Source organism: Sphingobium phenoxybenzoativorans (assembly GCF_018286635.1).
In the GTDB taxonomy this organism is placed as follows: Bacteria; Pseudomonadota; Alphaproteobacteria; order Sphingomonadales; family Sphingomonadaceae; genus Sphingobium; species Sphingobium phenoxybenzoativorans.
Map to the genome: position 1 here is coordinate 3,655,837 of NZ_CP073910.1, position 13,943 is coordinate 3,669,779.

General features: G+C 61.5%; 13 protein-coding genes. 7 read left to right on the forward strand and 6 right to left on the reverse strand.

Annotated features, from left to right (window positions below):
* Positions 1-23: 23 nt before the first annotated feature.
* Entirely contained in the window at positions 24-239 is a 216-nt protein-coding gene (locus KFK14_RS18115) for a hypothetical protein (protein WP_070155069.1), read from the forward strand.
* A 123-nt stretch (positions 240-362) separates the two neighbouring features.
* Here KFK14_RS18115 and KFK14_RS18120 read toward each other — a convergent pair whose 3' ends face one another.
* The gene (locus KFK14_RS18120; protein ID WP_212608649.1) at positions 363-2,498 is read right to left on the reverse strand and encodes a TonB-dependent receptor plug domain-containing protein; all 2,136 of its coding nucleotides are present in this window, start codon (positions 2,496-2,498) and stop codon (positions 363-365) included.
* A 91-nt stretch (positions 2,499-2,589) separates the two neighbouring features.
* Here KFK14_RS18120 and KFK14_RS18125 point away from each other — a divergent pair, with 91 nt between their 5' ends.
* Both KFK14_RS18125 and KFK14_RS18130 read left to right on the forward strand, forming a co-directional pair.
* Entirely contained in the window at positions 2,590-3,120 is a 531-nt protein-coding gene (locus KFK14_RS18125) for a homogentisate 1,2-dioxygenase (protein ID WP_246524696.1), read from the forward strand.
* Positions 3,117-4,106, forward strand: coding sequence for a cytochrome c peroxidase (locus tag KFK14_RS18130; protein WP_246524697.1), 990 nt, complete (start codon positions 3,117-3,119; stop codon positions 4,104-4,106). Before KFK14_RS18125 ends, KFK14_RS18130 begins: the two co-directional genes overlap by 4 nt.
* Positions 4,107-4,209: 103 nt before the next feature.
* On the opposite strand, the gene KFK14_RS18135 is transcribed toward KFK14_RS18130, so the two are convergent.
* On the reverse strand, positions 4,210-4,575 hold the full coding sequence (locus tag KFK14_RS18135; RefSeq protein ID WP_212608651.1) for a winged helix-turn-helix domain-containing protein: 366 nt from the start codon (positions 4,573-4,575) through the stop codon (positions 4,210-4,212).
* A 285-nt stretch (positions 4,576-4,860) separates the two neighbouring features.
* Between KFK14_RS18135 and KFK14_RS18140 the strand changes: the two genes are divergently transcribed.
* Both KFK14_RS18140 and glnA read left to right on the forward strand, forming a co-directional pair.
* Positions 4,861-5,199, forward strand: coding sequence for a P-II family nitrogen regulator (locus tag KFK14_RS18140; protein WP_070154862.1), 339 nt, complete (start codon positions 4,861-4,863; stop codon positions 5,197-5,199).
* A 92-nt stretch (positions 5,200-5,291) separates the two neighbouring features.
* Complete coding sequence (glnA, locus tag KFK14_RS18145) at positions 5,292-6,704, forward strand: type I glutamate--ammonia ligase (RefSeq protein ID WP_070154864.1); 1,413 nt, start codon at positions 5,292-5,294, stop codon at positions 6,702-6,704.
* A gap of 136 nt (positions 6,705-6,840) precedes the next feature.
* Here glnA and KFK14_RS18150 read toward each other — a convergent pair whose 3' ends face one another.
* Complete coding sequence (locus tag KFK14_RS18150; RefSeq protein ID WP_212608652.1) at positions 6,841-7,035, reverse strand: hypothetical protein; 195 nt, start codon at positions 7,033-7,035, stop codon at positions 6,841-6,843.
* 36 nt (positions 7,036-7,071) lie between these two features.
* Positions 7,072-7,323: a hypothetical protein gene (locus tag KFK14_RS18155; RefSeq protein WP_212608653.1), complete on the reverse strand. Its 252-nt coding sequence runs from the start codon at positions 7,321-7,323 to the stop codon at positions 7,072-7,074.
* Positions 7,324-7,389: 66 nt separating this feature from the next.
* On the opposite strand from KFK14_RS18155, the gene KFK14_RS18160 reads away from it, so the two are divergent.
* The gene (locus KFK14_RS18160) at positions 7,390-7,707 is read left to right on the forward strand and encodes a hypothetical protein (protein WP_070154870.1); all 318 of its coding nucleotides are present in this window, start codon (positions 7,390-7,392) and stop codon (positions 7,705-7,707) included.
* Positions 7,708-8,263: 556 nt separating this feature from the next.
* The gene (locus KFK14_RS18165) at positions 8,264-11,095 is read left to right on the forward strand and encodes a TonB-dependent receptor (RefSeq protein ID WP_212608654.1); all 2,832 of its coding nucleotides are present in this window, start codon (positions 8,264-8,266) and stop codon (positions 11,093-11,095) included.
* Here KFK14_RS18165 and KFK14_RS18170 read toward each other — a convergent pair.
* The gene (locus tag KFK14_RS18170; RefSeq protein ID WP_212608655.1) at positions 11,092-12,519 is read right to left on the reverse strand and encodes an amidase; all 1,428 of its coding nucleotides are present in this window, start codon (positions 12,517-12,519) and stop codon (positions 11,092-11,094) included. The two genes, KFK14_RS18165 and KFK14_RS18170, sit on opposite strands and share 4 nt — an antisense overlap.
* A gap of 32 nt (positions 12,520-12,551) precedes the next feature.
* Positions 12,552-13,943 carry an L-serine ammonia-lyase gene (locus KFK14_RS18175; protein ID WP_212608656.1) on the reverse strand — a complete coding sequence of 464 codons (1,392 nt, stop codon included), beginning with the start codon at positions 13,941-13,943 and terminating at the stop codon, positions 12,552-12,554.

Here is a 13,943-nt window from a genome sequence, read left to right on the forward strand (position 1 = left end):
TTCCCTCAAAGAGGAGAAGGATTATGGCCGAAACGCAGGAACGGATCATCGTTGAGAAGCGCGGCGGAGGGGCGGCCTTGCTGATCGCCCTTCTGCTCGTCGTCATTGTCGCGGTCGCCGCCTATTTCCTGGTAGCACAGGAAAACAGCAAGGATGCAGCGGTTGAAGGCGCTGCCCAGTCCGTCGGTCAGACCGCCGACAAGATCGGCGGCGCGGTGGACGACGCGACAGGGAAATAGCTTGAAACCCTGACAATAACGCTCGCTGAGATGTGCTCCTGCGAAAGCAGGAGTCCAGTTTAGAGGTCTGTCCGGGGCTCCAGCTCTTGCTGGAGCCCATGCATATTCCGCTGGCGAACCGCCTCAATATCGCGCACGCAGGCTGGCGAAGAAGCTGCGTCCCTGCTCCGGGAAGCCATCGCTGAGGACATAATAATCGTTGAACAGATTGCACGCGCCGACACCGATATCGATGCCCTCCGTTACCGCGAAATCCACACGGATATTGGCGATCGCATAGCTGCCCGTCCGGTAATAGCGGGTAACCGAAGGCGCAGCGATATTATAGGTGTCAAGCGTCGTGCGATCCGAAGCGACATCCACATTCGGCACGATCTTGAGCTGATCGATGGGCGCCCAGGACAAATAGACGAAGCCCTTGTGCGACGGCACATCCGTCAGGCGGAATATGGGCGCATTCGCGGTGACCTGCGGGTCGGCGCCAATATCGAAAGAGCGATGCGTGTAGGTATAGTTGGCTCCGAATTCGACCGAGGGCGTCAATTGCGCGCTGAGCGCCAGTTCCACCCCATAATAGTCGGCCGAACCGAGGTTCCGGCGCTGGCTGGTATTGGCGGGGAAATTGTCCGGCCGCACGGAGACAATGGCGTCGCTGATAAGGCTGTAGAACAGCGCGCCTTCGAGTCTTGCGGGGCCGAACTGACGCGATCCGCCAAGCTCAAAATTTGTTGCGCGTTCCGGGCTCAAACCGGGGTTGGACGCCGCATTGCCGAACTGGGTGCTGAACCGTTCAAAGATGGTCGGGAAGCGCGCGCGCGACGACACGCTGGCATGGATGGTGGTGTCAGCGCCCGGCGTCCAGTCGACCCGCCCCTGCGCATTGAACGCATCCACATTCTTCACCGGATAGCGGAAAAAAGTGGCCGATGAGAGACCGACAACGCCGGTAAACTCCTCCGCTTTCTGGGTGTCGCGCCAATCATAGCTGACGCCCGCCGTCAGCGTGAGCGCAGGCGAGAGCATGAAGCGGTTTTCCGCCGCGATGCTGTAAGTGTCCTCAACCGTGGTCTGTTTCGGCTCGGTATAGGTCAGCGGCGCGGCGGTGCGGAAGGATTGCTGCCATTCCACATGCTTATCGCGCCGGTAATGGGTCGTCAGGCTGAAGCGATAGGCATCACTGAGATCCACGTCCAACTGTGCCGATCCGCCCCATGCCTCGTCCGCATAATAGCTGTTGAACGCGCGGCCCAACGTCTGCGTCGTCTGGGCCGCCGTGTCGAAGGAGCGCAGCAGATTGTCGAACCTGTTACGATAGGCGCGGGTCTTGATCGTGGCCTTGTCGTCCAGCGCCGTGGTCGACAGGAAATAGATATTCTCGATATTCCAATAGGGCCAGGACCAGAAACGCGGATTGGGGGCGCCGGCGGGAAGCGGCGTCGAGATAGGATCGGTTATGTGCAGCGGCGCATTCTTGCTGCCCTCCTGCCGGGTATAGCTGATCGCATATTCGTCGGTGGCGTTGGGGGTGAAGCCGATCTTCGCATTCACCCGCCAGTCGCGCGTATCCGAAAAGTCTCGCGCGCCGCCATTTTCCGCCGATCCCGGAACCGGATCATAGCCGCCCGGAAGGTCCCAATGATCGACCACATTGCGCGTGTAGGATGCCTGCGCATACCACAGCTCCTGCTTCGTACCGAGCAAGGCAAAGACGTTATAGCCGCCATAATCGGCATCGCTGTCCAGATTGAGCGTTCCCCGCGCCTCCCCCTCAATCTCCTTGGTCGGCTTGCGGGTGACAAGATTGATCGCGCCGCCCATCGCCCCCGGACCGTCAAGGACCGAAGCATAGCTTTTCGCTATCTGGATCTCCGCAATGTCCGGGGTCAGAAAACGGCCAAAATCGAGCCGGTTGTCGGCTGGCAGGTAGACGCGGATGCCGTCGAGAGAGAGCGGCACCTGAAACCGGTCGAAGCCGCGCACAAAGATAAGGCGTTCGTTGCGCGAACCGCCGCTGTTCGACGAGGAAACGCCGGGCATCAGGTTCACTGCTTCATCGAGCGTGTTGCGATTGAAGGTGTAAATCGCCTCCGCGGACAGAGCAGAGCCGTTGATCGTCAAATCTTCCGGCCGCGGCGCTGTGACGATGATCTGCCCCAGGGTGAACGCGCCGCTCGCCTGATCACCGGCCTCGGCAGCCTGCGCGACCGGTGACGCAATGACCATCGCTATGCCCGCGGCCATGCTGGTTGAAATACGCATGAAACCCTGTTCCCCTTCATGTTCGAAACTGCTTGTGCAGCATGATTCGCTGTATATGGCCGTATATAGTTCGAACGCCTGGAGAAAAGCCGTGCCGCGCAAATTTCTGATCGCCCTCGCCTTCGCGGCGACGCCACTCCACGCTCAGATAATGGATCAGGCTGATCATGCGCATGCGGCGCAATGCGCGCAGTCGGCGGCGCTTCCTCCTGAATTTACGGGATGGGCGCAGCCCGTCTCAATTGACGCGGCCAGCAATGCAAAGGGACTGGCCGCCGCAGAAATAAACATTGGGCAGGCGGCGCGGGCCAATCTGCGGAACACCCCCGAAATCAGCTACCTCACGCGCCCGGAAAAGCCCGGCGGTTCGGTGAGCCATGGCGGGTTGTTCCGTTTTACCGTGAAGGAAGCGGGCACATATCGCGTGGCGCTTGGGTCCGGGGCGTGGATCGACGTGCTTGAAGGCAAGAGCGCTATCCAGTCGACCGCACACGGACATGGACCGGAATGTTCGGGCATTCGCAAGATGGTGGATTTCCCCCTGAAGCCCGGCCGCCATGTCCTGCAGATCGCCGCCAATGGCGATGCGGCTTTGCCGCTGATGATCATCCGGATGCCGTGAAAGGCAGGCTATTCGCCATTGCCCTTGTCGGCCTGACGCTGGCCGCAACCGCTCCCCATAGCTGGCAATGGCGCATCCCGCGCGGAACAGCCCCTCCACCCGTTACGGCGGACAATCCGATGAACGCCGCAAAGGTCGAACTGGGGCGACGGCTATTCTATGAAGCGGACCTGTCGATCAACGGAACCATGGCCTGCGCGACCTGCCATGAGCAGAAGCGCGGCTTCGCCGATGGCAATCGCACAAGGCCGGGAGTGCATGGCGATCCCGGCCGTCGCAATGTGCCGGGCCTGGCGAACGTCGCATGGCGGCGGCACCTCACCTGGGCGGACACGGGCCTGAACCAGCTTGAAGCCCAGGTGGCCATCCCCTTGCTCGGCGATCATCCCATCGAACTCGGCATGAAGGGGCAGGAGGCGGAAATAGGCCGCAGGCTTGGCAGGGACGCCTGTTACCGCATCATGTTTGCTCGCGCTTTCCCCGAAACCAGCGGCCGGATCGATCTTCCGAATGTCGCCGCCGCCCTAAGCGCGTTCCAGCGCACCCTGACATCCCTCGACAGCTCCTATGACCGGTTTCTGGCGGGCGGCATGTCGGCGCTAAGCCCGGCTGCCCGCAGGAGTTTACAGCTATTCAATGCGGCGGGCTGCCGGAATTGCCATCAAGGCCAGGACCTTACCAACGACAGCCTGCACACATTGCCTGTAAGCTCTACGACAGATCTCGGCCTGTTCGAGAAAACAGGCGATATTGCGGACAAAGGCCGATTCCGGACGCCATCGCTGCGCAATGTGGCTGTCACCGCCCCCTATATGCATGATGGATCGGCAAGCACGATGGCCGAAGCGATCCATATGCATCGCGTTTCGCTTACCGGCGTGCAGATGGCGGACATGATCGCGTTCATGGAAAGCTTGACGGATCAGAAATTCCTCACCGATCCGCGCTTTGCCCTGCCCGCAAAGGCGTGCGGCCGGAATTTATGAACTGGAGTGATTTCGAGTGAAATGGAACATTTCGCGACTGGGAAATCACGACATAACAAAGGACTAGACCGAGATTTTGATTCAATCAGAATCGGATGAAGGTCTAGTCGCGCCTGCGCAGGGCGTCGAGCCGGTCCAGAAGCGGGCCATGGACGGTATCGCCAATCGCAGCCTCGATGGCGCGAAAGGCGCTGAGCACATGCTGGCCATCCGCTGTCAGGCGTGCGCCCCGCCCGGCTCCGCCGCCGGCCTGCGTCTCCACCAGCTTGCTCCGCCAGCTACGGTTCATCACATCGACCAGCATCCATGTCCGACGGTAACTCATGCCAAGCATTCTGCCGGCCGCGGAGATCGATCCAGTCCGGGCGATGGCGTCAAGCAATGCGGCCTTTCCCGGCCCCATCGCGATCTCGTCGCCGTGCATCATCTGCACTTTGACCTTCACCCAATTCTCGTCCGCATCCGCCATCCCGGCAGTGTAGCTTCGCGCAAATCGGTTGTGGAGCGGAAAGGATATAAGCCCATGCCAAAAAAATAGGCAGAAAGTGCGATAATTGCCCGGATTCTGGGCATTCTGGACAAAAATTGCTGCATCGCCGAAGCTCGTCTGGCGATTCGGCATTTGGCACGGTAATTGATTGTTAACCGGAGGCAGCAGAGCGCGGGGGCGCCTGTCTATGACCTTTGGGATTATATCGAACGGGTGTCCGGGTTGGACATCGGGCCATGCGCCAGAGGGGTTGGAAAAGGCAAAATGAAGAAGATCGAAGCCATCATTAAGCCGTTCAAGCTGGACGAGGTGAAGGAAGCCCTTCACGAAGTCGGCGTGTCCGGCATCACCGTGACCGAGGCCAAGGGCTTCGGCCGCCAGAAGGGCCATACCGAACTGTACCGCGGCGCTGAATATGTTGTCGACTTTCTGCCCAAGGTGAAGCTGGAGGTTGTGGTCGAGGACAGCCTGGCCGAGCGCGTGGTCGAGGCGATCGCCGCCGCTGCGCAGACCGGCCGCATTGGCGACGGCAAGATTTTCGTCACCGCGATCGAATCCGCGTTGCGTATCCGCACGGGCGAGCGCGACGACGACGCCATCTGATCATTACAAGTTTCGCACATGGGCCAAGGGGGGCCCGCGGAAAATTGGCCAATCAATCGCTTCTATAAGCCACAACCAAGGAAGGGTTACTCATGGCGAACACGCCCAAAGATATTCTGAGCATGATCAAGGAAAAGGAGATCGAATGGGTCGATGTCCGTTTCACCGATCCCAAAGGCGTTTGGCATCACCTGACCATGTGTTCGGGCGTGATCGGCGAGGATGAGTTGACCGACGGCCTGATGTTCGACGGTTCCTCGATCGAGGGCTGGAAGGCGATCAACGAGTCCGACATGATCCTGAAGCCGGATCTGGATGCGGTCTATGTCGATCCGTTCAGCGCGACGCCGATGATGATCCTGGTGTGCGACATCGTCGAGCCTTCGGACGGTTCGCTCTATTCGCGCGACCCCCGCTCGACCGCCAAGCGCGCCGAGGCCTATCTGCAGTCGACCGGCCTGGGCGACACCGTCTACATCGGCCCTGAGCCGGAATTCTTCATGTTCGACGACGTGAAGTTCGATAACACCTACAACTCCAGCTATTACAAGCTGGACGACGTCGAACTGCCGACCAACACCGGCACCTCTTACGAGAGCGGCAACCTCGGCCACCGTCCGCGCGCCAAGGGCGGCTATTTCCCGGTCGGCCCGGTCGACGTCACCACCGACATCCGCGCCGAAATGGTCACCACGCTGCTGGAAATGGGCCTGCCCATGGACAAGCATCACCACGAAGTTGCGGGCAGCCAGCATGAGCTTGGCCTGACCTTCGGCAAGCTGGTGGAAACCTGCGACCGCATCCAGATCTACAAATATGTCGTGAAGATGGTTGCGCAGGCCTATGGCAAGACCGCGACCTTCATGCCGAAGCCGATCAAGGCCGACAATGGTTCGGGCATGCACACGCATATCTCTATCTGGAACAAGGGCACGAACACCTTCGCGGGCGACGGCTATGCCGGTCTGTCGGAGACCTGCCTGTTCTTCATCGGCGGCGTCATCAAGCACGCCAAGGCGCTGAACGCCTTCACCAACCCGACCACCAACAGCTACAAGCGCCTGGTGCCGGGTTATGAAGCCCCCGTGCTACTCGCCTATTCGGCCCGCAACCGCTCCGCCTCCTGCCGTATTCCCTACGGCGCAGGCACCAAGGCGAAGCGCGTCGAGTTCCGCTTCCCCGATCCGCTCGCCAACTCCTACCTGTCGACCGCAGCGCTGCTGATGGCCGGCATCGACGGCATCCAGAACAAGATTCATCCGGGCGAAGCCATGGACAAGAATCTGTACGATCTGCCGCCGGTGGAACTGGCCAAGGTGCCGACGGTCTGCGGTTCGCTCCGCGAGGCGCTGAACGCCCTGGAAGCCGATCAGGAATTCCTGCTGAAGGGCGGCGTGTTCACCAAGGACCAGATCGACGCCTATCTGGAACTAAAGTGGCCGGAAGTCGCGCGTTGGGAAATGTCCCCGTCGCCGGTTGAATTCGACATGTATTACAGCGGCTGATCCCTTGATCAGACGTTGAACGGAAAGACCCGGCTGTGCGAGGCAGCCGGGTCTTTTTTGTTATCGCTTAATGATCAACGCGCCCGGACCCGCTATCGGGATCAGCGTTCCCGCGCGGCGCGGCGGAAACCTCTGCTCAATCTTCCGGCATATGCTTGATTGGAGACGGGATCGCGCCCTCCCGCTCCCGCCTTGCGCGCCGTTCCTTGTCCTGCTCGATATATTCTTTCCAGGCGCGCTTATGACCGAGGCGGGCCATAAACAGGAAAATGCCGAACGCCACAAATCCGGCCAGGACAATGCCGAGGATGATCAAGCCCAATATATGCATGAGACGCTCTTTGGTCTGAGGACAATTTTGCGGGCGTCAGCCCTTGCGGAAACCAACTGTTGATTCCACAGCTTCGATCTTGTTGGCGCGCACAGCGACAAGGCCGGCGGCGGAGACGAGGAATTGGGTCTCATCCATCCCTTCCCCGCTTAACATGCCCGGCATGTCGGGGCTAACCGCCAGTGTCTTCGCCAACAGCGAATGCGATCCAAAGAACAGCGTGACAGTGTGGCCTTCCGCGATGCGTTCGAGGGCATAGGTTTCAAGCGCTGCAGCGATATCGGTCATGGCGCAACCCTAGCCCAGATGCGGAATGGGGATCAATCCGCGACGGGAGCTGATATAGGCCCGTACATGTTCGCCCATGTTCCCGTCGCGATCGCCATACAATTTCTGTGCTGGGCATTGGGACGTCGCCTCCGCATACCGACGGCCCCCGCCCTCTGGATGGGCTGCTTCGCGGCAAGCATAGCCTGCATTATCCGTGAGATAACGCAGCATGAATATCGATGGATCGAAGCCTATGGGCACGGCCTGAGGGCCAATATGCCGGTGCTGGAGGGCCTGAAATTCTGGGACTGGAATCGCCATTCGATCGAGGAGACGATTGTAGCGGTCGGCGCCGCGGTGCTGGTGGCGCTGGTGGGAAATTGGTGGAGCCGGAGGGGTTAACGGACACACGGCTGCTATGTGGGGCAGCGGCGGCGAAGGGCAAATTCCTGTCCTACATCCCGGCGTCCATGCTCTACTTCCGCACATGGAACAGCATCAGGCACATACCCTGCGCCACGCCCAGGCGATGATCCAACCCGTGCTTCCGATGCTATGCAACCGGGGCGCATATGGCGCTCCCCTGCGAACACAGTGCGACGCAGGTGCGACGCGCATGAGACCTACATGCAACGCAGATGAGACTCAGGTGAGACGCACCTGCGACGTGGATGAGACGCACATGCGACCCAAGTGCGACGTGGGTGAGACTCAAGTGAGACGTACATGCGACGCAAGTGAGACGCATGTGAGACGCATGTGAGACCAACATGCGACTTTTGTGCGACCTACATGCGATTTCCCGGCCAAAACCGCTCACAACCCGCAACTTCCGCAACTTCGCCCTCCGGCCGGTCGCATCCCCGTTACACTTTGCGACAAACTGCCCCATGCCCTGCCACTGTTCTGCGACAGTTCATTTCTAGGAGGGCAGGGCTGAACATCATTTGGGGGTTTCATGATTCGTCGTTCTTCTGCGCTGTGCCTTTCCCTGATGCTGGGCGCTGCGCCCGGCGCGGTGCTGGCACAGGATGCCGACCGTCCCCGCATGGCGACGGGCGCCTCGCAGGACATGGCGGGGGACGATCTGGGCGAGGAAATATTCGTTACCGGTGAGCGGCAGCGCGGATCGGTGATGGGGGATATCAAGCCGGAGCAGCAGCTCAGCCCCGCCGATATCCGCGCCTTCGGCGTGACATCCGTGTCCGAATTGCTGAGCGAACTCGCTCCGCAGGTCAACGCCGCGGGCGGAAGCCCCGTAGTGTTGCTGAACGGGAAGCGCATATCCGCCTTCGCCGAAATCCAGGATTTGCCAGCCGAGGCGATCGCACGGGTGGATATCCTGCCGGAGCAGGTGGCGCTCAGCTATGGCTATTCCCCCAATCAGAAGGTCGTGAACATTGTCCTGCGCCAGCGGTTTCGCGCCGAATTGGCGGATGTGCGCGGCGGCATCGCCACTGATGGCGGGCGGGAGAATGGCAATCTGAACGGCAGCATATTGCGGATCAGGGGCGACAACCGCTTTACCTTGGATCTGAAATACAGCCGGGCGGCGCAATTGCTGGAAAGTGAGAGGGGCGTCACATCCGCGGCCCCTTCCCGTCCCTTCGCCCTGGGCGGTAATATCACTGCATTGACCACCGGCGGCGAGATCGATCCTTCGCTCTCCGCGCTGGCCGGTCAAACCGTGACGGTGGCTCCAGTGCCGGGAGGCGCGGCCAACGCAGCGCCCGCACTGGGCGATTTTGTGGCGGGGGCCAACAGCGCCAGCGTAAGCGATGTCAGCCGCTATCGCACACTTAGCCCCGCGACGGAGAGCTTTTCCGCCAATGCGACGCTGGCCCGCGCGCTGGGCAATGTCTCGACCTCGATTAACGGCAGGATCGAGCTGAGCGATAGCGATTCTCTTCAGGGGCTGCCGTCACTGGCGCTCACGCTGCCGGGCGGAAGCCCCTTTTCGCCCTTCGTCAATGACACGCGGCTCTACCGCTATCTCGATCAGGCCGGCGCGCTGGCGCAGCAGGTGCGCGGGACGACCGGCCATGTTGGCGTGACGCTGAACGGCGGGTTGATGAAGGGGTGGCAATGGTCCTTCACCGGTGCGGGCGACCTGTCCGACACGCGGACACGGACGGATCGCGGATTTTCTCCGAATGCCGCTCAATCCTTGCTGAATGCTGGTGACGGGACATTCAATCCCTATGGCGCGCTGCCCGACGCTGTGCTGTCGGACCGTCTGACCGATCGGGCAAAATCGCGGTATCGCGCCGTTGTCGGTGACCTGCTGCTCAGCGGGTCGCTGTTCGACCTCCCCGCAGGCACGGCAACGACATCGATCACTTTGGGCGCGTCGGCCAATGGCTTCGACAGCAGTTCGATGCGATCAGGGACAGCGTTCAATGCCAGCTATTCCCGCGAGATTGTGAGCGGACAGGCGAGCATCGATCTGCCGATCACAAGCCGCAGCCGGGACGTTCTTGGCGCGATCGGCGATCTGGGCGTCAACATCAATGCAGGCGTGCAGGAGCTTTCGGATTTCGGCACGCTGTCCACGCTCGGTTATGGCCTGCGCTGGACTCCCGTGACACAGGTCCGATTCCTCGTTTCCGCAAGTCAGGACCGCGCCGCGCCGACCGGACAGCAGATCAACGACCCGTCGATCATCACGCCCAACGTATCGGTATTCGATTATGCTCGTGGCGAGACGGTGTTCATCACTCAGATTTCCGGCGGCAATGCGGCGCTGAATGAAAGCGTGCGCGACCAGTTCCGGGTGGGGGTCACGATCAAGCCGCTGCAAAAAACCAACCTGACACTGACCGCCAACTATCTTAACAGCCGGACCAGCAATCCTATTTCCGCCTTCCCCTCGCCCACTCCAGCGATCGAGGCGGCCTTCCCGCAACGCTTCATGCGGGACGAGGATGGAGCGTTGCTGCAAATCGATTCCCGGCCGATCAATTTCCTGCGGTCGCAGAGCGAACAACTGCGCTGGGGCGTCGACCTCTCCATCCCGATCAAGTCGGCGATCCAGAAAAAGTTCGAAGCATGGCGCGCGAATGGATCGAAGCCGGAGGAACGCCCGACGGACCTGCGCGCGCTGTTCGGCAATCGCGGTCCCGGTGGAGACCGGCCGGGCGGCGAAGGCGGCAACCGGGATGACAACAACCAGCGCAATCAGGGACCGGGCGGTCCCGGTCAAGGCGCCGGCGGCGATCGTGGCCCTGGCGGTGGTGGTCCGGGTGGCGGTGGACCCGGCGGCGGCGGATTTGGCGGCGGTCGGGGACCGGGCGGCGGTCAGGGCGGCGGGCGCATCCAGCTCAGCCTCTACCACACCTGGCATCTGACGGAATCGATCCTCATCGCGCCCGGCGTGCCGATGCTTGATCTGTTGGACGGCGACGCCACCGGATCATCGGGCGGCCAGCCAAGGCATGAGATAGAGGCGCGGGCAGGCTATGTGAATAACGGCCTTGGCGCGCGGCTGAGCGTCAATTGGGAGAGCGGCACGCATGTCGATGGCGCGCTGGGCGGCAATTCGCGATTGGATTTCGGCAGTCTCGCCACCGCCGACCTGCGCCTGTTCGCCAATCTGGGCCAGATGCCGGCGTTGGTGAAAAACCATCCCTTCCTGCGCGGCGCGCGCGTTTCGCTGGGCATCACCAACATTTTCAACACCCGCCGCAATGTGACGGATGCGACGGGCGCGACGCCCTTGCGCTATCAGCCCGGCTATCTTGATCCGATCGGCCGCGCTGTGACGCTCAGCTTCCGCAAATTATTCTTTTAAGCGAGCCGTTTCTCGACCGCTGCGGCGATCTGAAAAAGCCGGTGATCCTGTCCATTGCGGGCGACCAGCATCAGACCGGCTGGCAGGTCACCTGACGATACCGGGGGCATAGGCAATGAGATGGCGCACAGGTCGAAGAAATTGGCAATCGCGGTATTGCGCAGCAGGAGCCGGTTCCGGGCAATGAAAGCGTCCGGATCAGCGACTTCAGCCATCAGCGGCGCGACAATTGGCGTAGTCGGGAGAACAAGCACATCGATATCGGCAAGCTCGGCGTCCATCGCCCTTATCAGCCGCTTACGTTCTTCCAGCATATGAGCGTGATCATCTGCGGTAACGCTGCGCGCCGTCTCTATCCGGCTGCGCACGAAAGGATCGAAATCCGGTCCCCGCGCAGCAAGCCGCTCCCGGTGAACGGCATAGGCCTCCACCGACACAAGCGGCACAGGCGCGTTCACACGGGCCATGTCGTCCAGGATTGCGAACCGCAGGTCGGACAGCTTGGCGCCCGCCCGGCCGATGGCGGTAAGGGCCTTTGAGAATCGATCCGCAATCGTCCGGTCAAGATCGTTAAGTGGTAGCCCCTGGATGACGCCGAAACGCACACCGTCGAGAGAGGCCGCCTGTAAATCCCAAGGCATTTCCCCGGCCATGACGGCATCTGCGCGAGCGCACTGCGCTACATTGGCTGCTAGCGGGCCGACGGAATCCAGCGCCGTTGAGAGCGGAAAAGCGCCATCCGTCGGTATGCGGGCTTTGCTCGGCTTGAACCCCACCACGCCGCATAACGCGGCGGGAATGCGGGTCGAGCCGCCAGTGTCCGTACCAATCGCAATCTCGCACATTGCATCGGCGATAGCGACTCCCGCGCCGGAGGAGGAGCCACCGGGCACCCGTTGGCGGTCTGCCGGGTTGCCCGGCGTGCCATAATGCGGGTTAACGCCCACACCGGAAAAGGCGAATTCCACCATATTGGTCTTGCCGATGATCACCGCGCCTGCGCGACGGAGCCGCTGCACCACTACAGCATCCGTCCTCGCGGACGGCGCATCGCTCAGGATACGGGAACCCGCGCGGGTCGGCTCGCCCGCAACATCGAACAGATCCTTGATACTGATCACGATTCCGTCGAGCGGGCCGAGAGAGGTTCCGGACGCAAAGCGCGCATCGGACGCATCGGCTGCCCTGCGGGCATCATCGCGATAGAGGGTAAGAAAGGCGCGCGCGCCCTCACCTGCAGGATCGGCTATACGCTGGAGTGACGCTTCCAGGCTATCTCGCGACGGACGCTGCTTTCCGATCGCTGGCGCTGTCACGGGCGACATCCCGGTCGAGCAGCCCGTTGCGGCGAACAACGCTCCAGCCCCACCGGCGCGCAACACCGCCCGCCTTGTGACAATCCGTTTTCCCGTCTCATCGCCCATCCCCTTCCCCCTCGCCTGACCAATCCTCCGCCTCAGCACTCCACCACATTAACCGCCAGGCCGCCAAGGCTCGTTTCCTTGTAGCGCGTAGCCATATCCTCTCCGGTCTGACGCATCGTCTCTATAACCGCATCCAGGCTGACGATGTGGCGGCCATCGCCTTGGAGGGCGAGATAGGCGGCGTTGATCGCCTTCACCGCGCCCATCGTATTGCGTTCGATGCAGGGTATCTGGACAAGGCCGCCGATCGGATCGCAGGTGAGGCCGAGATTATGCTCCATGCCTATCTCCGCCGCATTCTCCACCTGCTGGTTGGTGCCGCCAAGAACCGCCGCAAGTCCGGCGGCCGCCATGGAACAGGCAACGCCGACCTCCCCCTGACAGCCCATCTCCGCCGCAGAGATTGAGGCGCGTTTCTTGTAAAGGAAGCCGATGGCGGCGGCGGTAAGCAGGATGGTGCGCTCACCTTCCCGGTCCGCGCCGGGCACGAATTTGCGATAATAGGCAAGCACGGCCGGGATGACGCCCGCTGCGCCATTGGTGGGCGCTGTGACGACACGACCGCCAGCCGCATTCTCCTCATTCACCGCAAGCGCAAACAGGCTGACCCATTCGAACACGGCGGCGGGTTGCATCCCTTCCTGTCCCGCGCGCAGGCGGGCGTGAATGGTCTTGGCGCGCCGCCGAACCTTCAAGCCGCCAGGCAGAATGCCCTCCTGCCGTAACCCCCGGTCAATCGATGCAGACATCGCATCGGCGACCCGGTCCAGAAACGCCTCTGTTTCCGCGCGCGTCCGCCAGGCGGCTTCGTTGCGCATCACCAGCGTCGCGATCGACAGGCCGGTTTCTTCACCCTGAGCCAACATCTCGGCAGCGGACGAAAAAGGAAAAGGCTGGACGATATTGTGACCAATAGGACCGTCCGAACCCATTGCCTCACCCGCCAGCACAGCCCCGCCGCCTACCGAGAAATAATCGCGGCTGATCTCCCGTCCATCCCCAAGCCATGCCGTGAAACGCATGCCGTTGCTATGTTCATCAAGAAACTCACCCATCCGAAAGAGGAGATCGCGATCCCCTTCAAACGGGATCGTCCAGTCGCCGAAGGTGAGCGCATGGAAGGAACGGATACGATCCACCAATATCTCGACCGCATCAGGATCAACGGTTTCCGGCCGCTCTCCTGACAAGCCGAGCAGGATGGCCTTGTCCGTCGCGTGGCCGCGGCCGGTGAGGGCGAGAGACCCGAACAATTCACAGGAAATGCGCTCCGGCTGAGACGGCAGGCTTTCCATGAACATGCGCGCCGCGCGCATCGGCCCGACGGTATGCGAACTGGATGGGCCGATGCCGATCGTGAACAGGTCCGTTACGCTGATTGCAGCAGTTGCGTCTATCCGCAGACGCTGGCGGGCGCCGGCCAT

What these genes read in the sequence shown, in the direction of transcription:
- KFK14_RS18115 (WP_070155069.1), top strand. Translation starts at nt 24, where the DNA reads ATGGCCGAAACGCAGGAACGGATCATCGTTGAGAAGCGCGGCGGAGGG.
- KFK14_RS18120 (WP_212608649.1), bottom strand. Translation starts at nt 2,498, where the DNA reads ATGCGTATTTCAACCAGCATGGCCGCGGGCATAGCGATGGTCATTGCG.
- KFK14_RS18135 (WP_212608651.1), bottom strand. Translation starts at nt 4,575, where the DNA reads ATGGCGGATGCGGACGAGAATTGGGTGAAGGTCAAAGTGCAGATGATG.
- KFK14_RS18140 (WP_070154862.1), top strand. Translation starts at nt 4,861, where the DNA reads ATGAAGAAGATCGAAGCCATCATTAAGCCGTTCAAGCTGGACGAGGTG.
- glnA (WP_070154864.1), top strand. Translation starts at nt 5,292, where the DNA reads ATGGCGAACACGCCCAAAGATATTCTGAGCATGATCAAGGAAAAGGAG.
- KFK14_RS18150 (WP_212608652.1), bottom strand. Translation starts at nt 7,035, where the DNA reads ATGCATATATTGGGCTTGATCATCCTCGGCATTGTCCTGGCCGGATTT.
- KFK14_RS18155 (WP_212608653.1), bottom strand. Translation starts at nt 7,323, where the DNA reads ATGACCGATATCGCTGCAGCGCTTGAAACCTATGCCCTCGAACGCATC.
- KFK14_RS18160 (WP_070154870.1), top strand. Translation starts at nt 7,390, where the DNA reads ATGTTCGCCCATGTTCCCGTCGCGATCGCCATACAATTTCTGTGCTGG.
- KFK14_RS18165 (WP_212608654.1), top strand. Translation starts at nt 8,264, where the DNA reads ATGATTCGTCGTTCTTCTGCGCTGTGCCTTTCCCTGATGCTGGGCGCT.
- KFK14_RS18170 (WP_212608655.1), bottom strand. Translation starts at nt 12,519, where the DNA reads ATGGGCGATGAGACGGGAAAACGGATTGTCACAAGGCGGGCGGTGTTG.
- KFK14_RS18175 (WP_212608656.1), bottom strand. Translation starts at nt 13,943, where the DNA reads ATGGCCGGCGCCCGCCAGCGTCTGCGGATAGACGCAACTGCTGCAATC.